This is a genomic window from Streptomyces sp. IBSNAI002 (assembly GCF_052244475.1).
GTDB lineage: Bacteria > Actinomycetota > Actinomycetes > Streptomycetales > Streptomycetaceae > Streptomyces.
This window is the reverse complement of sequence record NZ_JBQPXG010000002.1, coordinates 7116736-7141825: the sequence shown is the minus strand read 5'-3', so window position 1 is coordinate 7141825 and position 25090 is coordinate 7116736. Positions and strand designations below refer to the sequence as shown.

20 protein-coding genes and 1 riboswitch are annotated in these 25090 nt (G+C 73.0%); of the genes, 7 read left to right on the top strand and 13 right to left on the bottom strand.

Translation table 11 applies throughout. The features are described 5' to 3' along the window. Nucleotides 1-25: 25 nt before the first annotated feature. Together ACTVZO_RS33465 and metE are read right to left on the bottom strand one after the other, a co-directional pair. Complete coding sequence (locus tag ACTVZO_RS33465) at nt 26-976, bottom strand: NAD-dependent epimerase/dehydratase family protein (RefSeq protein ID WP_443301886.1); 951 nt, start codon at nt 974-976, stop codon at nt 26-28. A 98-nt stretch (nt 977-1074) separates the two neighbouring features. Further along, nucleotides 1075-3399 (bottom strand): 5-methyltetrahydropteroyltriglutamate--homocysteine S-methyltransferase, encoded by a 2325-nt coding sequence (gene metE / locus ACTVZO_RS33460; protein ID WP_443301885.1) that lies wholly within the window; start codon nt 3397-3399, stop codon nt 1075-1077. 167 nt (nt 3400-3566) lie between these two features. Continuing rightward, nucleotides 3567-3785: riboswitch (cobalamin riboswitch) on the bottom strand. Between the two features lie 240 nt (nt 3786-4025). Between metE and ACTVZO_RS33455 the strand changes: the two genes are divergently transcribed. Continuing rightward, nucleotides 4026-5429 carry a short-chain fatty acyl-CoA regulator family protein gene (locus ACTVZO_RS33455; protein WP_443301884.1) on the top strand — a complete coding sequence of 468 codons (1404 nt, stop codon included), beginning with the start codon at nt 4026-4028 and terminating at the stop codon, nt 5427-5429. Between the two features lie 60 nt (nt 5430-5489). Here the strand turns inward: ACTVZO_RS33455 and ACTVZO_RS33450 are convergent, their stop codons facing one another. Beyond that, entirely contained in the window at nt 5490-6119 is a 630-nt protein-coding gene (locus ACTVZO_RS33450) for a hypothetical protein (RefSeq protein WP_443301883.1), read from the bottom strand. A 136-nt stretch (nt 6120-6255) separates the two neighbouring features. Here ACTVZO_RS33450 and ACTVZO_RS33445 point away from each other — a divergent pair, with 136 nt between their 5' ends. Together ACTVZO_RS33445 and ACTVZO_RS33440 are read left to right on the top strand one after the other, a co-directional pair. Continuing rightward, nucleotides 6256-6933, top strand: coding sequence for a response regulator transcription factor (locus tag ACTVZO_RS33445; RefSeq protein ID WP_443301882.1), 678 nt, complete (start codon nt 6256-6258; stop codon nt 6931-6933). Continuing rightward, on the top strand, nt 6926-8422 hold the full coding sequence (locus ACTVZO_RS33440; protein WP_443301881.1) for an ATP-binding protein: 1497 nt from the start codon (nt 6926-6928) through the stop codon (nt 8420-8422). The genes ACTVZO_RS33445 and ACTVZO_RS33440 overlap by 8 nt, the downstream gene beginning before the upstream one ends. Nucleotides 8423-8443: 21 nt before the next feature. Here the strand turns inward: ACTVZO_RS33440 and ACTVZO_RS33435 are convergent, their stop codons facing one another. From ACTVZO_RS33435 to ACTVZO_RS33390, 10 genes are all read right to left on the bottom strand, one after another. Further along, nucleotides 8444-8857, bottom strand: a complete 414-nt coding sequence (locus tag ACTVZO_RS33435; RefSeq protein ID WP_443301880.1) for a PaaI family thioesterase — start codon at nt 8855-8857, stop codon at nt 8444-8446. Nucleotides 8858-8910: 53 nt separating this feature from the next. Continuing rightward, complete coding sequence (locus ACTVZO_RS33430; RefSeq protein ID WP_443301879.1) at nt 8911-10932, bottom strand: oxidoreductase; 2022 nt, start codon at nt 10930-10932, stop codon at nt 8911-8913. Nucleotides 10933-11109: 177 nt separating this feature from the next. Then, a complete protein-coding gene (locus ACTVZO_RS33425) occupies nt 11110-11460 on the bottom strand; it encodes a hypothetical protein (protein WP_443301878.1) in 351 nt (116 codons plus the stop codon). A 169-nt stretch (nt 11461-11629) separates the two neighbouring features. Next, a complete protein-coding gene (locus ACTVZO_RS33420; protein ID WP_443301877.1) occupies nt 11630-14653 on the bottom strand; it encodes an alpha-mannosidase in 3024 nt (1007 codons plus the stop codon). Nucleotides 14654-14716: 63 nt separating this feature from the next. Beyond that, nucleotides 14717-15487 carry a carbohydrate ABC transporter permease gene (locus ACTVZO_RS33415; RefSeq protein ID WP_443303349.1) on the bottom strand — a complete coding sequence of 257 codons (771 nt, stop codon included), beginning with the start codon at nt 15485-15487 and terminating at the stop codon, nt 14717-14719. A gap of 47 nt (nt 15488-15534) precedes the next feature. Further along, nucleotides 15535-16458 (bottom strand): carbohydrate ABC transporter permease, encoded by a 924-nt coding sequence (locus ACTVZO_RS33410; protein ID WP_443301876.1) that lies wholly within the window; start codon nt 16456-16458, stop codon nt 15535-15537. After that, nucleotides 16455-17789 (bottom strand): ABC transporter substrate-binding protein, encoded by a 1335-nt coding sequence (locus tag ACTVZO_RS33405; protein WP_443301875.1) that lies wholly within the window; start codon nt 17787-17789, stop codon nt 16455-16457. Before ACTVZO_RS33405 ends, ACTVZO_RS33410 begins: the two co-directional genes overlap by 4 nt. A 294-nt stretch (nt 17790-18083) precedes the next feature. Then, nucleotides 18084-18449 (bottom strand): hypothetical protein, encoded by a 366-nt coding sequence (locus ACTVZO_RS33400; RefSeq protein ID WP_443301874.1) that lies wholly within the window; start codon nt 18447-18449, stop codon nt 18084-18086. A gap of 159 nt (nt 18450-18608) precedes the next feature. Further along, on the bottom strand, nt 18609-19541 hold the full coding sequence (locus ACTVZO_RS33395; RefSeq protein WP_443301873.1) for a serine/threonine dehydratase: 933 nt from the start codon (nt 19539-19541) through the stop codon (nt 18609-18611). Nucleotides 19542-19556: 15 nt separating this feature from the next. Then, nucleotides 19557-20207, bottom strand: coding sequence for a TetR/AcrR family transcriptional regulator (locus ACTVZO_RS33390; protein ID WP_443301872.1), 651 nt, complete (start codon nt 20205-20207; stop codon nt 19557-19559). Between the two features lie 179 nt (nt 20208-20386). Between ACTVZO_RS33390 and ACTVZO_RS33385 the strand changes: the two genes are divergently transcribed. From ACTVZO_RS33385 to ACTVZO_RS33370, 4 genes are all read left to right on the top strand, one after another. Beyond that, nucleotides 20387-22075 (top strand): ricin-type beta-trefoil lectin domain protein, encoded by a 1689-nt coding sequence (locus ACTVZO_RS33385; protein WP_443301871.1) that lies wholly within the window; start codon nt 20387-20389, stop codon nt 22073-22075. Between the two features lie 309 nt (nt 22076-22384). Next, the gene (locus ACTVZO_RS33380; RefSeq protein WP_443301870.1) at nt 22385-22723 is read left to right on the top strand and encodes a hypothetical protein; all 339 of its coding nucleotides are present in this window, start codon (nt 22385-22387) and stop codon (nt 22721-22723) included. Beyond that, a complete protein-coding gene (locus ACTVZO_RS33375) occupies nt 22716-23750 on the top strand; it encodes a polyprenyl synthetase family protein (RefSeq protein ID WP_443301869.1) in 1035 nt (344 codons plus the stop codon). Before ACTVZO_RS33380 ends, ACTVZO_RS33375 begins: the two co-directional genes overlap by 8 nt. A 64-nt stretch (nt 23751-23814) precedes the next feature. Further along, nucleotides 23815-24996 (top strand): oxygenase MpaB family protein, encoded by a 1182-nt coding sequence (locus tag ACTVZO_RS33370; RefSeq protein ID WP_443301868.1) that lies wholly within the window; start codon nt 23815-23817, stop codon nt 24994-24996. Nucleotides 24997-25090 lie beyond the last annotated feature (94 nt).

Below are 25090 nucleotides of genomic sequence, written 5' to 3'. Positions count from 1 at the left end.
GACCGGATCCTGCCGGCCCGTCTCGTCACCCGGTGGCCGCCACCCGCTCGCGCCACCAGTCCACGGTCGCCCCGACCTGCTCCGCGACGGGAGTGGCCCGGACCTCGAACGCGGCCTCGTAGGCGCTCGAATCGACCACGAACGGACGGTCGAACTGGTAGCGGACCTCCTTCAGTTCGCGGAGCAGCGGCGAGAAGAGCCCGCCCACGGCCAGCACGGCCGGCGGCAGCCCGCGCACCGCGACCGGCGCCGTTCCCGCCCGGGCGGCCAGCCGTCCGACCATCTCCCGGACCGGGAGCGCGGGCTCCGTCGGGACGTGCCAGGGCCGTCCCCAGGCCCGTTCCTCGCCCGCGACCCCGGCCAGCGCCGCCGCCACGTCGGGCAGGTAGGTCCAGCTGTGCGGGGCGTCCGGATCCCCGAGCACCGAGACCGGCTTGCCGCGCAGCAGCGGGGGCAGGACCCGTGCGGCCAGGTGGCCGCCGTCGGTGACTCCGGGCCCGAAGAAGTCCGAGGCCCGCACCTCGACCGCCCTGATGCGGCCCTGCTCGTGCAGCTGCCGCACCCGCTCCCAGGCGGCGGCGCGCACCCGCCCCTTGGGGCCGGTCGCCGCGAGCGGCAGTTCCTCGGTCATGGGGCCGTCCACCGGGCCGTACCCGTACAGGTTTCCCAGCATGACCAGGACGGCCCCGGTGGCCTCGGCCGCGGCGCAGAGCGAGGCGGCCAGCGGCGGCCACTCGCTCGCCCAGCGGTGGTAGGGCGGCGCGGCGCAGCCGTAGAGCGCGACCGCGCCCTTCACGGCCTCGGTCAGCCGTCCGGGGTCCTTCGCGTCCAGCGCGATGTGCTCGATCCCGGGCTCCGGGCTCCGGCCGGACCGGGTGACGACCCGGACCGCATGGCCCTGCCGGGCCAGCAGCCGCGCGGTGGCGGCGCCCGCGGGTCCAAACCCTGCGACGACATGGACGACTTGAGAGTTCACCCGCGCACACTAGCGCGGGCGGTGAACCGCACGGCCCGGAGGCCCGGGAGCCCGGGGCCCGGGGCCCGGGGCGACGGACCCCCGGGCCCCGGTCGGCCTCAGTTCGCTTCGATCTCCGTACGGACCTGCCGCGCGGCCTCGACGAGGTGCTCCAGCGAGGCCTTCGTCTCGGGCCAGCCGCGGGTCTTCAGCCCGCAGTCCGGGTTGACCCACAGCCGCCCGGCCGGGATGGCCTCAAGTCCCTTGCGCAGCAGGGCAGCCGCCTCCTCGGCGGAGGGGATGCGCGGGGAGTGGATGTCCCAGACGCCCGGGCCGACCTCGCGCGGGTATCCGGCGCCCGCCAGCTCGTCGGCCACCTGCATGTGCGAGCGGGCGGCCTCCAGGCTGATGACATCAGCGTCGAGGGCCTCGATGGCCTCGACGATGTCGCCGAACTCCGCGTAGCACATGTGGGTGTGGATCTGGGTGTCCGGCCGGACGCCGCTGGTGCTGAGACGGAAGGACTCCGTCGCCCAGGCCAGGTACGCGGCGTGGTCGGCAGCCCGCAGGGGCAGTGTCTCGCGCAGGGCGGGCTCGTCGACCTGGATCACCGAAGTACCGGCCGCCTCCAGGTCGTTCACCTCGTCGCGCAGGGCGAGCGCGACCTGCCGGGCGGTGTCGCCGAGCGGCTGGTCGTCGCGTACGAAGGACCAGGCGAGCATGGTGACCGGGCCGGTCAGCATGCCCTTGACCGGCTTGGCCGTCTGCGACTGCGCGTACGTCGTCCAGCGCACGGTCATCGGCTCCGGACGGGAGATGTCCCCGGCCAGGACCGGCGGCCGCACGTAGCGGGTGCCGTAGGACTGGACCCAGCCGTGCTGGGTGGCCAGGTATCCGGTGAGCTGCTCCGCGAAGTACTGGACCATGTCGTTGCGTTCGGGCTCGCCGTGCACGAGGACGTCGACGCCGGTCTTCTCCTGGAAGGAGAGCACCTCGCGGATCTCGGCCTCGATGCGGCGCTCGTAGCCGTCCGCGTCGAGCCGCCCGGCGCGCAGGTCGGCGCGGGCGGTGCGCAGTTCGGCGGTCTGCGGGAAGGAGCCGATGGTCGTCGTGGGCAGCAGCGGCAGCCCCAGGTGTGTCCGCTGGGCCGCCGCGCGCTGCTCGTACGGCTGGGAGCGGCGGCCGTCGGCGGCGGTGACGGCCGCGGTGCGGGCCCGTACGGCCGGGTCACGGGTGATCGCGGAGTTCGCGCGGGAGGCCAGGTCGGCTCGGTTGGCGGCGAGTTCGGCCGCGATGGCGCCGGTGCCCCGGGCGAGGCCGCGGGCGAGGGTGGTGATCTCGGCGGTCTTCTGGCGGGCGAAGGCCAGCCAGCGGCGGATCTGCGGGTCGATGTCCCGTTCGGCGCCCGCGTCCAGCGGTACGTGGAGGAGGGAGCAGGACGCGGCGACGTCGACGCGGTCGGCGAGGCCGAGCAGGGTGCCGAGGGTGGCGAGGGACTTCTCGTAGTCGTTGATCCAGATGTTGCGGCCGTTGACCACGCCCGCGACCAGGCGCTTGCCGGGGAGTCCGCCCGCCGCCGCGAGGTCGTCGAGGTTGGCGGCCGCCCGCTCGGTGAAGTCGAGCGCGAGCCCTTCGACGGGGGCCTTGGCCAGCACCGGCAGGGCCTCGCCGAGCCGGTCGAAGTACGAGGCGACCAGCAGCCTGGGCCGCTCGGCCCGGCCGATTCCGCCGAGCTCGCGGTAGGCCCGGGCGGCGACGCCCAGTTCGGCCGGGGAGCGGTCCGCCACGAGGGCGGGCTCGTCCAGCTGGACCCATTCGGCTCCGGCGGCGCGCAGATCGGCGAGGACCCGGGCGTACACGGGCAGCAGCCGGTCGAGCAGGGTGATCGGCTGGAAGTCCTCGGCCACCCCGGGGGCGGGCTTGGCGAGCAGGAGGTAGGTGACCGGTCCGACGAGCACCGGGCGGGCCTTCAGGCCGAGGGCCAGGGCTTCCTTCAGTTCGGCGACCTGCCGGGTGGAGTCGGCGGTGAAGCGGGTGTCGGGCCCGAGTTCCGGCACCAGGTAGTGGTAGTTGGTGTCGAACCACTTGGTCATCTCCAGCGGCGCCACGTCCTGGGTGCCGCGGGCCATGGCGAAGTAGCCGCCGAGGGCGTCGGCGCCGACGGCGGTGCGGTGGCGGGCGGGTACGGCGCCGACCATGACGCTGGTGTCGAGGACGTGGTCGTAGTACGAGAAGTCGCCGGTGGGGACCTCGGTGATGCCGGCGTCGGCCAGCCGGCGCCAGTTCGTCCGGCGCAGGAGCGCGGCGGTCTCGTGGAGGGCTTCGGCGCTGACGCGGCCCTTCCAGTAGCCCTCGATGGCCTTCTTCAGTTCACGGTTCTGCCCCTGGCGGGGGTAGCCGTACACGGTGGCCTCTACGGGCGCGGTCGCGGACTCGGTTGTCACGGAACTCTCCTTCGCGAGCTTGTCTCCATGAGTCCCGGTGGCGGGACGTGGGGCGCGAAGGGGTCACGGACCGGACGGGCCCGCCGGGGCGCGAAGCGCCACTGCGACCGTCCGAGATCTGTTCGCCGACCCGCCCACGAGGTCACCGGGATGTCCGCGCACGGCTGTGCGTGCGCGGGCAACGGGCAGGTCTTCGGACTTGCGGGCACGTCTGCCGTTCGGCAGACACCTACTGGCCGTCGCTTCCCAGACCCGTCCGGGTCCAGTGCGTATGACGGCGGTCGTTCCCGCTCACCGCTGCGGGGCAGTCCCGGATTCCCACCGGGTTCCCTCTTACGACGCATCCCGTCTGGCGGACGGGGCGAACCAGCTGCTGTCGATCAGCGTATGCGCAGGTGCTGGAGGACGAGTACAGCGGCTCACATGCCGGACGGCGACATGTGACACGGCGCCGCGGTGCCAAGACCGTCACCGTCCGCGCGAATCGCCGTGCGCAGGCCGATGACGGGCGGGGGATGCCAAGTTCCGCGAATCCTCGGGGGCTTTTTTGCCACGATTGCGAAGGCCGGCGGCGCCCGGATCCCGCATAGGGTTGCGGCGTCCCGGTCATACGGAGGGGGAGCGCGGTGGGCAAGACGTACGCGGGGGCCAGGCTGCGGCGGCTGCGCGAGGAGCGCCGGATGAGCCAGGCGGAGCTGGCACGCGTCCTCGCCATCTCGCCGAGCTACCTGAACCAGATGGAACACGACTCGCGGCCGCTCACGGTGCCCGTGCTGCTGCGGCTGACCGAGGCCTTCGGCGTCGATCCCGGCTTCTTCTCGGAGCGGGACACCAGCCGGCTGCTGGCCGACCTGCGCGAGGCGCTCGCCACCGAGGTCGCGGAGTCCCGGGTGTCCCCGTCGGACCTGGCGGAGCTGGCCACCCGGATGCCCGCCGTCGCCGGGGTGCTGCTGGACCTCGGCCGGCGTTCCCAGCTGCTCGCCGAGCGGCTCGCCGGGGACGCGGACGGCCGGGACGGCACGACGGAGGGTCCGCGCTCCCCGCACGAGGAGATCCGCGAGTTCTTCTACCGGCGGCAGAACTACCTGCACGACACCGATCTCGCCGCCGAGTCGCTGGCCCGCGAGATCGGGATCCGCCCCGGGGACGTCGTACGCGCCCTGTCGGCGCGGCTCCTGGACCGGCACGGGGTGCGCCTCGCGGCCGATTCGGACCGGCTGCACCGCTACGACGCGGCGAGCGGGGTCCTGCACGTGTCGAGCCGGCTGCGGCCGGGCCAGCAGGCCTTCCGGATGGCCACCCAGCTGGCGCTGCTGGAGTACGGGCAGGAGCTCGGCCGGCTGGCGGCGGAGGACTTCCCGGCGGACTCCCCCGCCCACGCCCTGGCCCGGATCGGCATCGCCAACTACTTCGCCGCCGCGCTGATCCTTCCGTACGGCGCCTTCCACACGGCCGCCGAGGAGTTCCGCTACGACATCGAGCGGCTCACCGACCGCTTCGGCCTCGGCTACGAGACCGTCTGCCACCGGCTGAGCACCCTGCAGCGCCCCCGGCTGCGCGGGGTGCCCTTCTCCTTCGTACGGGTCGACCGGGCGGGCAACATGTCCAAGCGGCAGTCCGCGACCGGATTCCACTTCTCCCGCGCCGGCGGCACCTGCCCGCTGTGGAACGTGTACGAGGCCTTCGCCGCGCCCGGCCGCATCCACGTCCAGGTCGCCGCCATGCCCGACGGACAGCGCCATCTGTGGACCGCCCGCGCCGTCACCCGCCACCGCGGCAGCTGGGGGGAACCCGGCAAGACCTTCGCGATCGGCCTCGGCTGCGAGATCCGGCACGCCTCCCGCCTCGTCTACTCCGACGGACTCGACCTCGGCAAGACCTCCGCCGACACCCCGATCGGCATGGGCTGCCGCCTCTGCGAACGCCTCGACTGCCCGCAGCGGGCCGTACCGCCCCTCGGCCGGGCCCTCGCCGTCGACGAGAACAGCAGCAGCTTCGTGCCGTACCCGGTCGCGGCCGGACGCGGCTGAGCCGCGCAGCCCGATGGCCCCCGCCCGTCCGCCCGTCCGCCCGTCCGAAGCCCGGCCCCGCTACGGCCGGGTGACGGGGACGTTGCTGGTGACGGAGCCGTCCGTGCCGGAGACCGTGACCGCGTGCCGGACGCCGTCCGGTCCCAGGACGACGGCCAGCCAGGCGCTGCCGCCGCCCTCCTGGGCGACCACGCGGATGCTCTCCACCTTGCCGCCGTCCACCGCGCCCGCCGCCTTGTCGGCCGCCTGTCCGACGGCCAGCGAGGGAAGGGGCGCGGGCGCGGTCTTCGTGGAGCCCCCGGGACCCCCTTCGGCGGCGCGCGGGTTCGGGCCCGCTTCCCGCAGCTCCTTGAACACCTTGAGGTCCTTGGGGTGCTTGCGGTTCTCGGCGTCGCCGAACACCCGGTCGCCGTGTTCGCCGCCGGCTCCGGGACCGCGCCGCTTCCCGCCCTCGTGGTCCGCCTCGGCCCAGCCGAAGCGGGGCCCGGCCATCCGCTCGTCGTGGTGCTCGTCCACCGCCACCGCCACCGCCGCACCGCCGACGATCACCACGGCCGCGCCCAGCGCCGCCCACCGGGCGCCCTTGCGCCGGGGCACCAGGCGCCCCAGGTCCACGCGCTTGCGCACGCCGGATTGCGGGGCGTTCGCGGGCTGCTCGGACTGCTCGGACGGAGGGAGGGATTCAGACATACCAGGACTCCTCAGGCACAACCAGGCACGGCGCCCGGCTCGTTGCAGAGCATGCTGAGCGGATGCTGAAGCCCACCTGAAGTCAGCTGAAGACCTCTTCAGCCTGTCGCGGGCCCGGCCTGAGACCCTGGTCGGTATGCGCGTACTGGTGGTGGAGGACGAACGCCGGCTGGCCGTGGCCCTGCAACGGGGACTCCAGTCGGAGGGGTTCTCGGTGGACGTGGCCCACGACGGGCTGCAAGGGCTGTGGATGGCCACCGAGCACGGCTACGACCTGATCGTGCTCGACATCATGCTGCCCGGACTCAACGGCTACCGGGTCTGCGCACGGCTGCGCGCCGCCGGGAACGAGTCCGGGATCCTGATGCTCACGGCGAAGGACGGCGAGTACGACGAGGCGGAGGCGCTGGACACCGGCGCCGACGACTTCCTGTCCAAGCCCTTCTCCTACCTCGTCCTGGTCGCCCGGCTGCGCGCGCTGGCCCGGCGCACGGGCCGCCGCGGCCCCCGGACCATGCGCTTCGGCGACCTGGTACTGGATCCGGCCCGGCACAGCTGCTCCCGCGGCGACACCGAGATACGGCTGACGGCAAGGGAGTTCGCGGTCCTGGAGTACCTGGCGCGGCGCCCCGGCGAGGTCGTGCCGAAACGGGAGATCCTGGAGCAGGTGTGGGACATCGCCTTCGCCGGCGACCCCAACGTGGTCGAGGTCCACATCAGCGCCGTGCGCCGCAAGATCGACGCGCCGTTCGGCCGCGCCGCGCTGGAGACCGTACGCGGCGCGGGCTACCGGCTGGCGGTCGACGGTGGCTGAACCCGTACTCCCCCGCGGCCGGTTCGCGCGCGGGCTCAGGGGCCCGGAAGGGCTGCGCGCGCTGGACGGGCCGGGAGCGCTGCCGCGCCTGCTCCGGCGGTCACCCCTGCGCCGCCTGCTGCCCACCACCGTCCGGGCCCGCGCCACCGTCGGCGCCGTCCTGGTCGTCGCGGTGGCCCTGGCCCTGGCCTCCTTCGCCCTCCTGGGCCTGCTGGAGGCCAATCTGCTGCGCAACGCCGAACGAGACGCCGCGCGGCAGGCCGAGACAATCGCCCGGCTCGCGGCCTCCGGGGACCTCGAGAAGATGCGGCCGACGCTGCACGGTGTCGAGTTCGTCCAGGTGGTGAACGCCCGCGGCCGGGTGCTGCGCGCCTACCCGAACCTGGCCGGAGAGTTCCCGATCGTCCCCGGCAAACCCCTGCGGCCGGGCAAGGAGTCCCACACCCTGAACGCCGGTCCGCTCGGCGGCGAACACCGCCAGCGGGTCGTCCAGGTCACCACGGAGACCCCGCAGGGCATGGTCACCGTGTTCGTCGGGACCTCGCTGCGCGACGTGGACGCGGCCGACGACACCACCGCCGCCGCGCTCGCGGTCGGCGGCCCGCTGCTCCTCGCCACCGTCGCCTTCGTCACCTGGCGGGTGACGGGCCGGGCCCTCGGGCCGGTGGAGGCGATCCGCGCCGAGGTCGCCGGGATCAGCGACCGCGACCTGCACCGCCGGGTCCCCGTACCGCCCACCCACGACGAGGTCGCCCGGCTGGCGCAGACGATGAACACCACCCTGGACCGGCTGGAGTCCGCCGGGATCCGCCAGCGCCGGTTCATCGCCGACGCCTCCCACGAACTGCGCAGCCCCATCACGGTGCTGCGCACCCAGCTGGAGGTGGCCCTGGCCGTCCGGGATCCGGAACTGTGGCCGGAACTGATCGGCGGCGCGCTCCAGGACATCGAACGGCTCCAGCAGCTCGCCTCCGACCTGCTGCTGCTCGCCCGGATCGACGCCGCCCAGCCGATGGCTCCGGCCCGGCTGGACCTGGGCGCCGTGGTCCGGGGCGCCGTGGACGCGCGCCTCGGGGACCGGATCCCGGTGCGCACGGAGCTGGCGGACGGCGTGCGGGTGGACGGCAGCGCGCTGTGGCTGGCCCGGGTCGTCACCAACCTGCTCGACAACGCCCAGCGGTTCGCGGACCGGCGGGTGGACCTCGTCCTGCACACCGCCGCCGGTCCGGGCGGACGGACCGCCGTACTGGAGGTGACCGACGACGGCCCCGGCATCCCGCCGGGCGACCGGGAACGGGCCTTCGAGCGGTTCACCCGACTCGACGACGCCCGCAGCCGCGACCACGGCGGGGCCGGCCTGGGCCTCGCCATAGCCCGGGACCTGGCCGCCCACCACGGCGGCACCCTCACCGCCGAGGACTCCCCGCGGGGAGCCCGGATGGTGGTGCGGCTGCCGGTGGCCGGAGGCGGGGACCCCGAGCCGCGGTAGCCGGGGAGGCAGCGGGAGGACTCAGCCCAGCAGGGCGTAGACCGTGGAAGCGGTGGCGGCCGGCTCGTCGGCGCCCTCGGGGGTCATGGTGATGTCGGCGAAGGCCATCCGCTTGCCGAGCTTGGTGACCCGTACGTGGATCAGGACGTCGGCGCCGGTCACCGGGCGCTGGAAGCTCGTCGACTGCTGGACGGTGGTCATCGGCCCGTACGCGCCGCGCGCGCTGGAGATCGCGATGACGGTGGCGGTGTCGGCGGCGGCCATCAGGGCCTGGCCCGAGAGCCCGCCGCCGTCCCGGGCCAGGGTGTCGGACCAGGGCAGCCGCAGGACGGCGTGCCGCTCCCCGGTCTCCTGGACGCTGAGGCCCAGGGCCAGCACCCAGGGGGCGAAGTTGTCGGCGAGGATCTTGTCTGCGGCTGCGGAGGAGAACGTCACCGGGCGATTGTGGCGGCCCGGCCCGGCCGCCACAATCCCCCGTCGGTTTTCGGTCAGAGGGCGGCGGCGAGTTCCGTGCCCTGGCGGATGGCCCGCTTGGCGTCGAGTTCGGCGGCCACGTCGGCTCCGCCGATCAGGTGCGCCTCGACCCCGGCGGCGCGCAGCGCCTCGTACAGGTCGCGGCGCGGCTCCTGCCCGGTGCACAGGACGACGGTGTCGGCCGGTACGAGCCGCTGCTCGCCGTCGACGGTGATGTGCAGGCCCTCGTCGTCGATGAGGTCGTACGCGGCCCCCGCGACGGAGACCACCCCGCGGTGCTTGAGCTCCGCCCGGTGGATCCATCCGGTGGTGGTGCCGAGGCCCGCGCCGACCTTGGTCGTCTTGCGCTGGAGCAGGTGGACCTGGCGCGGCGGCGCGGGGCGTTCGGCGGCGGTGAGTCCGCCGGGGCCGGTGTACGCGGTGTCCACGCCCCAGTGGCGGAAGTAGACGGCCGGGTCCTGGGCGGCGCCCTCGCCGCTGTCGGTGAGGTACTCGGCGACGTCGAAGCCGATGCCGCCGGCGCCGACGACGGCGACGCGCTCGCCGACGGGGGCGCCGTCGCGCAGGACGTCGAGGTAGCTGACGACGTTGGCGTGGTCGACGCCGTCGATCGCGGGGGTGCGGGGGGTGACTCCGGTGGCGACGACGACCTCGTCGTAGTCGCGGAGCGTCTCCACGTCGGCGCGGGTGCCGAGGCGTACGTCCACTCCGCTGTCGACGAGCTGGGTGCCGTAGTAGCGGATGGTCTCCGCGAACTCCTCCTTGCCGGGGATGCGGCGGGCGATGTCGAGCTGGCCGCCGATGTGGCCGGAGGCCTCGAAGAGGGTGACGGCGTGGCCGCGGCCGGCGGCGGAGACCGCGCAGGCCAGTCCGGCGGGGCCGGCGCCGACGACCGCGACGCGCTTCTTCAGCTTGGTGGGCGAGAGCACGAGCTCGGTCTCGTGGCAGGCGCGCGGGTTGACCAGGCAGCTGGTGATCTTGCCGCTGAAGGTGTGGTCGAGGCAGGCCTGGTTGCAGCCGATGCAGGTGTTGATGGTCTCGGCTCGGCCGGCCGCGGCCTTGGCGACGAAGTCGGCGTCGGCGAGGAAGGGGCGGGCCAGGGAGACCAGGTCGGCGCGGCCGTCGGCGAGCAGTTCCTCGGCGATCTCGGGGGTGTTGATGCGGTTGCTGGTGACGAGGGGGACGGACACCGCGCCCATCAGCCGCTTCGTGACCCAGGTGTAGGCGCCGCGCGGGACGGAGGTGGCGATGGTGGGGATGCGGGCCTCGTGCCAGCCGATGCCGGTGTTGATGATGGTGGCGCCGGCCGCCTCGATCTCCTTGGCGAGGTGGACGACCTCGTCGAGGGTGGAGCCGCCGGGGATCAGGTCGAGCATGGAGAGGCGGTAGATGACGATGAAGTCCTCGCCGACGGCCTCGCGGGTGCGGCGGACGATCTCCAGCGGGAAGCGGACGCGGTTCTCGTACGCGCCGCCCCAGCGGTCGGTGCGCCTGTTCGTCGCGGCGGCGATGAACTCGTTGATCAGGTAGCCCTCGGAGCCCATGATCTCGACGCCGTCGTAGCCGGCGAGCTTGGCGAGGCGGGCGGCGCGCACGAAGTCCTCGACCGTGCGCTCGACCTCGATGTCGCTGAGCTCGTTGGGGGCGAAGGGGCTGATGGGGGCCTGGAGGGCGCTGGGGGCGACCAGGTCCTTGTGGTAGGCGTAGCGGCCGAAGTGGAGGATCTGCATGGCGATCTTCCCGCCCTCGGCGTGCACCGCCTCGGTGATCACCCGGTGCTCGGCGGCCTCGTCCTCGGTGGTGAGGCGGGAGCCGCCCTCGAAGGGGCGGCCGGCGTCGTTCGGGGCGATGCCGCCGGTGACGATCAGGCCGGCGCCGCCTCGGGCGCGCTCGGCGTAGAAGGCGGCGAGGCGCTCGAAGCCGCCCTGGTGCTCTTCGAGGCCGGTGTGCATCGATCCCATGATCACGCGGTTCGGCAGCGTGGTGAATCCGAGGTCCAGCGGGCTCAGCAGGTGCGGGTACCGGCTCTGGGACATGGGGGCGCCTCCTCGCGCGGGGGTGATGACCCTGTTGTAGCGAGGGGAGGGCGGTTTTGCAACTAGGTGCATAACCGGGTGGGGCCCGGCCGCCCCGGGAATTCCCGGGCCCCGGGGCCGGGCCGTCCGGAGGCTGTGGCGGAGTTCACGCCGCCACGGCCTCCGGGACGGGGCGCGTCAGTGGATGACCCTGAAGCTGCGCCAGGACAGGCTGGCGGGGGCCGTCACGTTCGTGAGCGTCGTCGCCACGTAGGTGCCGTCGGCCCGGTCGGCCTTGGCGCAGTCCTCCGTCCGGTACAGCACGATGTCGACGAGGGTGTTGTTCTCGACGTGGGTGGCCCCCTGCGGGATGGCGATCTTGTGACAGCCCCGCACGAGGGTGTTGGAGTAGCTCAGCTCGGCCGGCGAGTCGTGGCCGCGGAAGCTGAGCATGCCCGCGGTGCTCCGGCCCAGGCCCGAGCAGGCGGTGGCGGTCAGCAGCAGCGCCGCGACCCCCACGATGGTGCTGATGCGTCGGCTGTGGGACATGGCGCGGTCCTCGTCTGTGCGGTGGCGGCAGTGGCGGCGGTTCCTGCCCACAGCTTTGCCCCGCGGAGCGCGGGTGGCTTCCGTTGCTCGGCCGACCGGATGAACGCGGTGGAGCCGGGCCCGGTCGCACGGCCTCAGGCGCGGCGAGCCGGGCCCTGCTCCACGGGCCTCAGGCGCGGCGCAGGCGGACCGTGACGATCTGGAACGGGCGCAGGGTCAGGGCGACCGTGCCGTCCGCCGCGGTGGCGCCGACCGCCGAGCCCGCCAGGGGGCGCTCCAGCAGGTCGCTCTCGACCGCCGCCGCCACCGGGAAGCCCGCCGAGAGGGTGGCCCTGGCCCGGCCGCCGCGGGACTCGTAGAGGCGGACGATCACGTCGCCGCCGCGGTCCTCGGCCAGCTTGACCGCCTCGACGACCACCGCGTCGTCGTCCACCGCCAGCAGCGGGGCGACCGGGCCCGCGCCGCGCACCACCCGCTCGGGCAGGTTGAGCGCGTGCCCCTCGCGGACGGCGTCGCCGATCTGCGCACCGGGCGCCAGCGAGAAGCGCAGGGTGTGGGCGCCCTGGTCGGTCTCCGGGTCGGGATAGCGCGGCGCGCGCAGCAGCGAGAGCCGGACCGTGGTGGTCTGGCCGCCGTCGGGCCGCACCTCGCGGGTCACGTCGTGCCCGTACGTCGACTCGTTGAGCAGGGCGGCCCCCCAGCCCGGCTCCTCCGCGTGGATCCAGCGGTGGGCGCAGATCTCGAACTTGGCCGCTTCCCAGGAGGTGTTGGTGTGGGTGGCCCGGTAGACGTGCCCGAACTGGGTCTCCGAGGCGGTCCGTTCGGCCTTCACGTCCAGCGGGAAGGCCGCCTTGAGGAACTTCTCCGTCTCGTGCCAGTCCACCTCCGTGACGAGGTCGAGCACCTTGGCCCCGGACCGCAGGGTGAGCGACTGCACGGCCGTCGAGGAGCCGAAGGAGCGGGTGACCCGCACGGTGACGGCCGCCGGGCCGCTCTCGGTGACCTCCATGGCGTCCAGGGCGACCAGGTCGGTGACCTTGTTGCGGTAGAACGCGTCGATGTCCCAGGCGTCCCACATGTTCGGGAAGTCGGGGTGGATCTGGAGCAGGTTCGCCGCGCCGCCCGGTGCGACCGCCTCGCGGCCCGCCTCCAGGTCGTAGGCGGAGACGACCAGCCCGCGGCCGTCGATCTCCACGAGCAGCCGGCCGTTGGCCAGGACGTGACCGCCGCCGTGCCGCTCCTCCACCGTGACCGGCTGCCCCGTCCGCGCCGGGACGCCCGCGCCGCCGGCCGGGACGCCGTGCCGGGCGTGCGGGGCGCAGTTGAAGACCAGGTCCTGCGTGCCCTCCCCCGCCAGCGCCGTCTGCGCCGCCAGGGTGATCCCCTCGAGCTCCGCGCGCACCGCCCGGTAGGTCTCGCGCGCCTCGCGGTGCACCCAGGCGATGGAGGAGCCGGGCAGGATGTCGTGGAACTGGTGCAGCAGCACCGTCTTCCAGATCCGTTCGAGGTCCTCGTACGGATAGGCGTGGCCCGGCACGCGGACCGCGGCGGTGGCCGCCCACAGCTCGGCCTCGCGCAGCAGAGATTCGCTGTGCCGGTTGCCCTGCTTGGTCTTGGCCTGGGAGGTGTAGGTGCCGCGGTGCAGCTCCAGGTACAGCTCGCCGGCCCACACGGGCGCGTCCGCGTACTCGGCGCGGGCCTTTTCGAAGAAGGCGTCCGGCCGCTCGATCTCGACCCGCGGGGAGCCTTCGAGGTTCCGCTGGCGCGTGGCGCGGGCCAGGTGTTCGCGCGTGGGTCCGCCACCGCCGTCACCCCACCCGAAGGGCACGAGCGAGCGAGAAGCACGGCCCTTCTCGCGGTAGTTGCGGGCGGCGTGCGCCAGCTGGGCGCCGCCGAGGTCGGAGTTGTAGGTGTCGACGGGCGGGAAGTGGGTGAAGACGCGCGTTCCGTCGATGCCCTCCCACCAGAAGGTGTGGTGGGGGAACCTGTTGACCTGGGACCAGCTGATCTTCTGGGTCAGGAACCAGGTGGAACCGGAGAGCCTGACGATCTGCGGCAGCGCGGCGGTGTAGCCGAAGGAGTCGGGCAGCCAGGCGCCCCGGGTCTCGACGCCGAACTCCTCGAGGAAGAACTTCTTGCCGTAGAGGAACTGCCGGGCCATGGCCTCGCCGCCGACCATGTTGGTGTCGGACTCCACCCACATCCCGCCGACCGACACGAACTGCCCGTCCGCGATCTTCTTCTTGATCCTCTCGAAGAGCTCGGGCCGGTACGTCTTGATCCAGTCCAGCTGCTGGGCCTGCGACATGGCGAACACGAACTCCGGGTGGCCGTCCATCAGGCCCACCACGTTGGAGGAGGTGCGGGCGACCTTGCGCACCGTCTCGCGCAGCGGCCACAGCCACGCGGAGTCGATGTGGGCGTGGCCCACCGCGCTGATCCGGTGTGCGGAGGCATGGGCGGGAGCGGCGAGCACGCCGGCCAGGCAGGCGCGGGCGGCGGCCGCGGTGCCGGGAACGTCACCGAGGTCCACGGCGTCCAGTGTCGCGTCGACGGCGCGCAGGATCTCGTACCGCCGGGCGTCCCCGGTGTCGAGCTGGGTCATCAGGTCGTACAGGACCTCCAGATCCTGGACCAGTTCCCACACCTCGGTCTCGAAGACGGCGAGGTCCATCCGGGCGATCCGGTAGAGGGGCTGGTCGCCGCTGGTCAGCCGGTCGCCCTCGTACGTGGCCGTCTGCTCGACGAGGACCGGGTTGGACGCGGCCTCGACGTACCACTCGACGCGCTCGCCGCCCTGCGCCCGGTCGGCCACGCGCACCCAGTCGTTGTACGGGTTCAGCGCCTTGACCTCGCTCCCGTCCGCACGGTGGACCAGCCCCTCGCACTGGAAGCCGGGCATCATCCGGTCGAAGCCCAGGTCGAGGACGGCCTCGACCGTACGGCCCGCCCAGTCGCCCGGGACGCTGCCGGTGACCTTGAACCAGGTGGTGCCCCAGGCCGGCCCCCACGACGCGCCGGCCGCGCAGGGCTCGTAGTCCGCCGCCAGGCCCTGGGCGACGGGGACGGGCTCTTCGGGGGCCTCCCAGCGTGCGAGGGTCAGCGGGACCGTGCGGGAGTGGACGGCGGGCTTGATGCGCTCCTTGAGGACCCGGCGGAGGCGGTGTTCGGTGATGCTGCGGTCGTCGTGCATGACGGCTGCTCCAGGAGGGAGAGGGGTCGGGACACGTGAGGGGCGGGGCGCGGAGGCGGCGGTTCAGATCTTGACGGCTCCCTCTCCGACGCCCTTGAAGAAGAAACGCTGGAGGAAGAAGAAGAGGAGCATCATCGGGACGAGCGCGGCCATGGCGCCCGCGGCGATGAGCCGCTGGTCGTTGACGGTGGTGGCGCCGGCCAGGGTCTTCAGGCCGAGCTGGAGGGTGTGGTTCTCGCTGTCGGTGAGGACCAGCAGGGGCCACAGGAAGTCGTCCCAGGCGCCCATGAAGCTGGTGATGCAGACGACGGCCAGGGCCCCCTTGGCGGCGGGGAGGAACACCCGGGTGAAGCGGGTCCATTCGTCCGCGCCGTCCAGGACCGCGGCCTCCTCCACCTCCTTGGGCACGGCCAGGAAGGCCGCTCTCATGATCATGATGTTGAGTACGGAGACGGCGCCGGGCAGCCAGACGCCGATCAGCGTGTCGACCAGGCCCATCTCGCGGACCGTGAGGAACATCGAGATCATCACGGACTCGAAGGGGAACATCAGGGTCGCCACGAGCACCGTGAAGACGGCTTTGCGGCCCTTCCAGCCGGGCCGGGACAGGGCGTAGCCGCCCATCGCCCCGAACAGCACGTTCGAGGTGACGGCGAGGGCGGCCACCACGAGGGTGTTGCCGACGTACTGGAGCAGCGGGAACGACTCGGCGACCCGCAGGTAGTTGTCGAGGGTGGGCTGCGAGGGCAGTACGCCGTCGTACACGTTCTCCGTGCGGCCGCGGACCGAGGTCAGGAACTGCCAGACGATCGGGCCCAGCATGATCACGAGCATCAGGACCAGCGTGACGTACCGGCCGGCCAGTGCGGCGTGGCGGCGCCTCAACTCTCGTCTCCCTTCGACAGGCGGCGGCCCAGCAGGCTGAAGACGAGCGTCAGGAGGAACAGCAGGATCGAGATGGCGGAGGCGTAGCCGGTCTCGCCGGAGAAGCCGAGGCCGACCTGGCGGATGAGGAAGGGCAGGGTGCGGGCGCCGCCGCCGGGGCCGCCGCTCTCGCCGCCGAGGATGTAGATCTCGGTGAAGACGCGCAGCGCAGAGATCGCGGAGAGGGTGCCGACCAGCAGCATCATCGGTTTCACCTGGGGGACGGTGATGCTGAAGAAGCGGCGGACGGGCCCGGCGCCGTCGAGGGCGGCCGCCTCGTAGAGGGAGGCGGGGACGTTCCCGAGGGCCGCGAGGTAGAAGACCATGTAGTAGCCGAGGCCCTTCCACACGGTCACGATCATCGCGGAGACGAGCAGCATCGTGCTGTCGGTGAGGAACGGGACCGGCTCGGAGACGACGCCGATCTTGCGGAAGACGGTGTTGACGAGTCCGTCGCTGCGCAGCACCCACTGCCAGATGAGGCCCACGACCACGGCGGAGGCGATCACCGGGGTGTAGAAGGCGGAGCGGAAGAAGCCGATGCCGGGGACCTTGGTCCGTACGAGGACGGCGAGGGCCAGCGGCAGGAGGACCAGGCAGGGCACGACCACCGCGAGGTAGAGCACGCTGTTGACGGTCGCGGTCCAGAAGTCCGGGTCGGCGAGGGCGCGGGTGTAGTTGGCGAAGCCGACGAAGCCGCCGCCGCTCAGGATCCGGGAGTCGGTGAGGGAGAGGATGACGGTGTTGACGAAGGGCCAGAGGCTGAACAGCGTCACCATGAGCAGGCCGGGGGCGAGGAAGAGGTACGGGGTCCACCAGGCGCGGTGGCGCACCGCGGTCCCGGCCCGCTCCTCGCGGCCGGCGGGCCGTGCGCGGGTCACTTCCGGGCCGCGGCGGCGAGCAGTTTGTTGGCCTCCTCCTGGGCCTTCCTGACGGCCGTACGGGCGTCCTGTTCGCCCGTGATGGCCCTCTGCACCTCCCGTACGACGGCGTCACCGACCTGGCTGGTCCACTGGACGGGGGTGTTGGCGTCGAGCTCGGCCGTCTTCAGCTGCTGCGCGCCGACCGCGCGGGCCACGGTCTCGGCGTCCTTGCCGTCGCCCCTGTCCGCGAAGTACGGGTCCGCGAGGCCCCGGGCGTTGGACGGGTAGATCGTGGCCTTCTTGGAGAACGCCACCTGGTTGGGGCCGTTGGTGACCCATTTCGCGAACTCGGCGGCCGCGTCGAGGTGCTTGGTGTCCTTCTTGATGCCGAGCGACTGGGCGTAGATGCCGATGTGGCCGAGGGTGCCCGTGACGGCTCCCGCGACCTGGGTGTTCGCGTAGACCTGCGGGGCGTTCTGCTTGATGTCCTTGACGAAGCCCGGGGAGCCGGGGCCGAAGACGAGCTTGCCGCCGCCGTACAGCTGGTTGATGTCGTCGGACTTGAGGAGGGACTCCTTGGGCATCGCGCCCTTGGCGTACAGGTCCTTCATCCGTTCCACCCACGCGACGGCCCGGTCGGTGTCGAAGGTGAACCGCTCGCCCTTCGCGTCGAGGATCGGGACGCCCATCTTCTGCCAGTCCCCGGGCAGCCGGCCCTTGGGGTCGGCCATGAAGGCGGCGGTGCGGCCGCCGGAGGTGACGGCTATCCGCTCGGCGTAGTCGAAGAACTGCTCCACGGTGGTGGGCGGCTCGGCCGGGTCCAGGCCGGCCTTCTCGAAGAGCTCCCTGTTGTACGTGAGGATCTCCGGTGTCACGTACCAGGGGTAGGCGTACACGCCGTCGCCCTTGCCCGGCAGCTTGAACTGCTCCCAGGCGCCCGGCACGTACTCCCCGGCCAGCGCTCCGTCGAGTTTCGCGACGTCGGCCAGCATCCCCCGGTCGCCGAGGAGCTGGAAGGAGTCGGTGGACAGGTTGACCACGTCCGGCAGGGCCCCGGCCTGCGCGTCGGCGACGAGCTTCTCGTTGTAGCCGTCGCCCGGGACGTCCTCCCACTTGACCTTCGCGTCGGGGTACGCGGCCTCGAACCTGTCGATGACCCCCTGTACGTAGGCCGTGAAGACGGGCTTCAGCTGGAGGGTGCGGAAGGTGATCTCCCCCGACACTCTGCCCGTCCGCTCGGCCTCCCTCACCTCCCCCGAGCCGCCGCTCATGCCACACGCACCGGTCGAGAGGAGGGCGCCGGCCACCAGCACGGCAACGGCCGTACGGGTCGGGTTCGAACGGGTCATCGTCGCCGCCTTCGCAGAAGTCCGGCCTCATTGCCGGAGGCGGTGCCCACGCTCGCCGGGAACCAAGACCCCGTCAATGAGGCAGGTACCCCACTGGCCGGTGGGGGCCTGTTCAGGAATGCCGCGACCGGGGCGCACAGGCCCCGGAGGACCTCTGCGACGTACGCTCCGAGCTGGACTGATGCGCTTTAGTACAAAGGCCTTTGGCGGTGGTATCGATTCGATGACGAAGCGGCCTCTCCCGCGCGATCTGACGCTTTGTCGCCGGTTCACGAGGGCGTGCACTAATGCGGTTTACCTCATCGGGTACTCGGCCTTCTCCGCGAGCTTGCCGTCCTTGAAGCAGAAGCGGAGCACGGTCTCCTTGCCGTTCCTGGTGTCGCCGCTGGACACGTACCAGGCGCAGACGCTGCCCTCGGGCTCGGCCGGACCGCCCTCCTTCAGCGCGCTCTTGACGAAGGATTCGCCCGACGGGAGCTTGGCGCGCACCTCGCTCTCCGCGTCGCCGGTCTTCACCGCCGCGTAGACCGCGGGGTCGAGAAGGGTCTTGTCGGCCATGTCGAGGACCTTGCCCATGCCGAAGACCGCCGCCACGGCGAGGCCGACGCCCAGTACCAGGGCCACCCCGCAGCCGATCAGACAACCCTTGCGCTGTGCCACGCCGATTCCTCCGTGTCGCTCCGTGTCCGACGACGGTCGCCCGGACACAGCGAGCCTCGCAAAGGGCGGACGCCCGGGGCTGTCCTCGAAAGTCGTCGGCCGCCGCGACGATCGTCGTCCGAGGCCGTCCCCCGCACGGCGCCGGTCAGGCTCCGGGAGTCACCGCACCAGGTCCCCGGGGTCCGTGTTGGCCCCGCAGAGGATGACGGCGACCCGCTCGCCCAGCGGCTCCCGCGCTCCGCGCTGGGCCGCCAGGGCGGTGGCCGCTCCCGCCTCGACGACGATCCGGTGCTCCTCCCACAGCGCCCGCCGGGCGTCCGTGATCGCCGCGTCCGGGACGAGGACCGACCGGACGCCCCCGTCCTGCGCGGCGGCCAGCGCGTCCGCCGAGACGCGGGTGGCCCCCAGGGAGTCGGCGGCCACGGAGTCCACCTCGACGTCCACCGGGCGGCCCGCCGCCAGCGCCGCGTTCAGGGCGCGGCAGTTCTCCGGCTCGGCGGCGAGCACCCGTACACCGTGCTCGCGCGCGGCGGTGGCGATCCCGGCGAACAGTCCGCCGCCGCCCACCGCGACGACCACCGCGTCCAGTCCGGGCAGCGCGGCCCGGATCTCGTCGAGCAGGGTGCCGGCGCCCGCGGCGATGAGCGGGTGGTCGTAGGCGTGGCTGCTCAGGGCCCCGCTCTCGGCGGCGAACTCCTCGCAGGCGGCGAGCGCTTGGGCGTACCGGTCCCCGACGAGCCGGACGTCGGCCCCGTACCCGCGCAGCCGTTCCACCTTCACCCGGGGGGCGTTGACGGGCAGGAACACCGTCGCGGGCACGTCCTGCCCGCGGGCCGCCCAGGCGCAGGCGAGCCCCGCGTTGCCGCCGGAGGCGATGGTGACTCCGGCGGCCGGGAGGGTGCCGGCCCCGTGGTGGGCGGCGAGGAAGTTGCGCGCGCCGCGGGCCTTGAAGGAGCCGGTGTGCTGGAGGTGTTCCAGGGCGTACCAGACCCCGTCGGAGGCGGGGGCCACGGCGACGGGCCGTACCGATCCGGCGATGCGGCCGGCGGCGGCGCGTACGGCCGCGTAGTCGAGCTGCTGTGCGGGTTGCATGGCGTGTCTCCCCGGTCAGGTGGTGGGTCGGGCGGGCCGGGCGGCCTCGATCAGCTGGCGCAGGGCGCCGTAGTACACCTCGTGGTCCGTCAGGGGCGGCAGTACGTCGGCCAGTCCGGCGGAGAGCACGGGGAACCGCTCCGGGTCCAGCGCGGCGAGGGCCGCCCGGGAGGCGGCGGTGGCCCCGGCCGGATCCCGGTGGTCCACGAAGGCCGCACTGCCCAGGGTGAGCAGGTACATGCGGCGGTAGACGGTCATCGCCTCGGCGGCGGTCATCCCGGCGGCCACGCCGTCCGCGAGGGCGGGCTCGACGAGGCGGGCGAGCAGCTGCCGCCCGAGCCAGGGCCGGCCGCCGCGCAGGACGAGCAGCCCGGGGTGGGCGGTCAGCAGCCGGTACAGCGCGCCGAACCGCTCTTCGCAGGCCTGTCCCCAGTCGGTTCCGGCGGGGATGTCTGGCAGCTGCGCGGCGAGGTGCTCGGTGCACAGGTCCAGCAGTCCGGCGAGGTCGGCGCAGCGGCGCTGCACGGTGGCGTGGGAGACGCCGAGCCGCTCGGCCAGGGCGCGGAAGCTCAGGGCCGCCGGGCCTTCCTCGTCGAGGAGGCGCAGGGCGGCGACGGCGATCGCTTCGGGGGTGGCCTGGTCCAGTGCGGTTGATCTCCTCGGCATGAGATACACCGTAACATACGACGTATCGCGCGACCCCGGGCCGTCCATGACCTCTTTGGTGTGACATCGATTGCGGCCATATTGCTGGTCAATCACGGATATCAGCCGACTTGCGTTGACAGCGGGTAGCCGCCTCGCTGCACTGGGCGCACGACTGCCCCCCACGTCAAGGAGACTCCGTGCCGCCTCGCCTGCGCGCCTCGCTCCCCTGTCTCACCGCGGCTGCCCTGTTCGCCCTGGCCCTGCCCCCCGCCCCCGCGGGGGCCGAGCCCACGGCGACCTCGGACACCCCCCTCGCCCTCACCCCGCCCATGGGCTGGAACAACTGGGCGCACTACATGTGCGACATCGACGAGGCCACGGTGGTGGCGAACGCGGACGCCCTCGTGTCCACCGGGCTGGCCGCCAAGGGCTACGACACGGTGACCGTCGACGACTGCTGGATGACCAAGAGCCGCGACGCACAGGGCGCGCTGGTCGTGGACACGGAGAAGTTTCCGCACGGTATGGCCTGGCTCGGGGACTACCTGCACGCCAAGGGCCTGAAGTTCGGCATCTACCAGGACGCCGGCTCGCTCACCTGCGAGAAGTATCCGGGCAGCGGCGCGCCCCAGGGCGGTGGCGCGGACCACTACGCGCAGGACGCCCGGCAGTTCGCCTCCTGGAAGGTGGACTACGTCAAGATGGACGGCTGCAACCTGTGGGTGCCGGAGGGCAGGACGAAGGAGCAGGCCTACCGGGACGCCTACAACGCCGTCGCCGCGGCCCTGCGCGCGAGCGGCCGGGACATGGTGCTGTCGGCGTCCGCGCCCGCCTACTTCCAGCAGGGCGAGTGGGGCGGCTCCGACTGGCACAAGGTCCTCGGCTGGGTCGGCGAGACCGGCCAGTTGTGGCGCGAGGGCCGGGACATCAAGGTCTACCAGCCCGCCGCCCCGGCGACCTCCCGGTGGAGCTCGGTGCTGGGCAACTACGGCTACAACCGCTGGCTCGGCCGGTACGCGGGCCCGGGCAACTGGAACGACCCCGACTTCCTGATCGCCGGCGCTCCCGGCCTCAGCGCGGCCGAAGGCCGCAGCCAGGTCGCCCTGTGGGCCATGATGGCGGCCCCGTTCATCCTGTCCTCGGACGTATCGAAGCTCACCCCGGAGGGCCTCGCCGCCCTCGGCAACAGCCGGATGATCAACCTCGACCAGGACCCGATGGGCCGCCAGGGCGCGGTGGTCTCCTCCAACGCCACCTTCGAGATCCTGGTCCGGCCGCTCGCGAACGGCGACCGGGCGGTGGCCGTGCTCAACCGCTCGGGCGCCGCACGCGGCATCAACGTGCCGCTCGACGAGATCGGGCTGCCGTCCTGCACGGCGGACGCGCTGGACCTGTGGAGCGGGGAACGCCGGGAGGTGTCCGAGACGCTGACGGGGCGGGTCGGCGCCCACGACACCGGGGTCTGGCGGCTGACTCCGCGCGGCTGCGCGCAGGCGGTGCCGACCGGGCAGATCGTCGGTGACGGCGCCAAGTGCGCCGACGGGGCCAACACCACCGGGGTCGGCGCGGTCGTGCTCGGCGCCTGCACCGGGGCGCCCGACCAGCGCTGGACCCTGGGGCAGGACGCGAGCCTGCGGATCGCCGGGGAGTGCCTCTCGGCGGGCGAGGACGGCCTGGTGGAGCTGGCGGACTGCGCGCCCGCCGAGGAGCGGCCGCTCGGCCAGACCTGGGCCCACCGGCGCGACGGGGCCCTCGTCGAGGAGGCGAGCGGCCTGTGCCTGACGGCGCCCGCCGCGGCCGCCACCCCGGACGCCCCGGCCGCGCGTCTGCGCCTGGCCCCCTGCGGCGACCACCGGGTCGACCAGGCCTGGTCGCTCCCGGTCTGACGGGGCCGAGGGTGGCAGAGCCACAGCGCACCCCGCCGCCCACGTCCCGCCCCGGGCCCGGCGCCTCGCCGCCGTCCCGGCGAACTGACCTACACCACCGCCGCGGTGACGATCACCCCATCCGGTGATCGTCACCCTCCCGTGGGAATCTCGCTCCACGTGCGGGGGAGAACCCCCCGCGCGGACCTCCGTGCGGGAGCGGCACTCGGTTCACTGGCCCGGAAACGATCAGGGGCGGCCGCCGGAGCGATCCGGCGGCCGCCCCTTCCGACGCCATGGCGGCAGGACGCGACCAGGAGTGCACCGAACATGTCCCAGACCGAACACGAGCAGTCCGCGCAGGAGCGGCCCCGGCAGGAAGGGCCCGCGGACGCCTCCCCGTCCGCCGCGCCGCTGGAGCTGCTGACGCTGCTCGCCGCCGGGGTGGCCGACCTGGCCCTCGACCAGCTGCGGCAGTCCGCCGACCTGGCGCAACAGGTGATGCGCCGCTCCGACCTGCGGGAACTGCTGACCGACGGGGTGGTGGAGCTGCGCAAGCGCGGTGAACTGGCCACCCGCCGGGCGGGCATGGGCAACGAGAACTACCTGGAGACCATGGCCCGGCGCGCCGCCGAGCGCGTCGCCGCCGAAGGCCGCACCTGTGCATGACCACACCGGCTTCAAGGAACGCATCGACGAGGTGCTGGTCAGGCTGGCCGACGAGGAGGAGCGGGCCCTGCTCGCCATGCACGTCGAACTCTCCCCGCTGTCCGCGCAGTTACGCCGCTCCCTGGCGCGCGGCAAGCGCATCCGGGCGGCGTTCCTGTACTGGGGGTGGCGGGCGGCGGGCCAGCCCGACTGCGAGGGGGTGATCCGGGCCGCGGCCGCCATGGAGCTCGTGCACGCGGCGGCCTGCACCCACGACGACATCATCGACGACAGCCTGACGCGGCACGGCCAGCCGACGGCGCACGCCGCGTTCGCCGCGGCCGGGCGGCGCTCCACCGCCCTGGCCATGATCCTCGGCGATCTGCTGATGGGGTACGCGGGCCACGTCTTCACCTCCTGCGGGCTGCCCGGGGCCTACCTCGCCCGGACCGTGCCGCTCTGGTCCACCCTGCTCCGCGAGACGATGGCGGGCGAGTTCCTGGAGGTGCTGCGCACCGACGCGGAGCCGGCCCGGGATCCACTGGTGGCGGAGTCCCTGGAGGTCGCCCGCTACAAGACGGCGAAGTACACGGTGGAGCGGCCGCTGCACCTGGGGGCCACCCTCGGCGGCGGCTCCCCCGCCCTCCTGGGCGCCTTCTCCGCCTACGGGCTCCCGCTCGGCGAGGCCTTCCAGCTGCGCGACGACCTGCTGGGCACCTTCGGCGACCCGGCCAGGACCGGCAAGTCGAACCTCGACGACCTGCGGGACGCCAAACCCACCGCGCTGCTCGCCCTGACCGTGGCGGCGGCCGGCCCGGACGGCCGCCGGCTGCTCGCCAAGCTGGTCGGCAATCCGGATCTGGGCCTGGAAGAAGCGCTGTCCGTACGCGAGTTGATGGAGCACTGCGGAGCCCGGCAGCAGGTCGAGGACATGATCCGCGAGCGCATCGTACGGGCCACCGGCGCGCTGGACACCGTACCGATGCCGGCGGAGGCACGGTCCGCGCTGCACGAACTGGCCGCCTCGGCGGCCGAGCGGTCGCTGTAGCCGCCACCGCCGCCGCACCCGGCCGGCCGGCCCCGCACCCGAAGACACGAGAAGGACGACAGACGTGAACACCACCAAGAGCGCCTCGCCCGAGACCCGTTACGACGACGCCGCACTCGACGCCCTGCGCACCCAGGGGGATCCGCTCGCCGACGAGACCGTGGCCGAGATGTTCCGGCGCGAGGAGATCGGCGACCTCAACACGCTGATGCGGTTCTTCACCACCGCCGGGGACAAGCTCCCCGAACAGCTCCCCGCTTCCGCACGCGCCTACTTCGAGGCGACCGCCATGCCCCCGAGCTGGGTGGACTGGGACGTGATGGAGCAGGCCCGGCTGTTCTTCATGGACAACGCTGCCCACATCAACACCGGCCTGTCGTTCGCCGCGATGCCCGCGACCTACGCCATTCCCCGGCTCTCCCGGCTGCTCTCCTCGACGCACTCCCTCGCCTACCCCTCGCGGCGGATGGCCAACACCGGGCAGTTCGTCACCTACCTCATGCAGACCGACTCCTTCGCGGAGGGCAGCAAGTTCATCCCGGCCGCGCAGAAGGTGCGGCTGCTGCACGCGGCGATCCGCCACCACCTGCGCCACGGCGGCCACTGGGACATCGAGAAGGACGGACTGCCCATCTGCCAGGAGGACATGATCGGAGGTCAGATCTGCTTCTCGCTGCTGGTGCTCGACGCCATGCACCGGCTCGGCATCCACATGAGCGAGGACGGCGCCGAGGCCTACTTCTACGCCTGGCGGGTCGTGGGGGCGATGCTGGGCTGCGATATGTCGGCCGTGCCCGGGAACCTCGCCGAAGCCCGCGACTACTGCGACCTCTACCTCCTGCGCAACCTCGGCCCCTCCCCCGAGGGGGTCCGCCTCAACGCCCAGCTGATGCGGATGTACGAGGACGTGGTCCCCGGCACCCTCTTCGACCCGATGGTGCCCGCGACCGTCCGCTACCTCGTCGGCGACACCATCGGCGACTGGCTGGAGATCCCGCGCAGTCCCTGGGACACGGCGGCGAAGGCCGTGCCCGTGTTCCTCGGCCTGCTGGAGACGATCGAGGACAGCAGCCCGTACGCCGAATGGGCGCTCGACAAGGCCGGGTCACTGCTCTCCGGATTCGAGCTGGCCTCGCTGACCCGGGGCCGGGTGATGCACCACGCCATCCCGGCCGAGCTGAAGAGCGAGTACGGGGTGAAGCCGCCCCGGACCGGGCGCTGGGTGCCCCCGGCCCCGGTGCACTGACGGCCGGCCCCCGGCACGGCGCGCGGTGCGCGGTGCCGGGGTCCCGTGCGCGGAGCGCGGTGACGGTGCGGTGCGGTGCACCGTACCGGCAGGG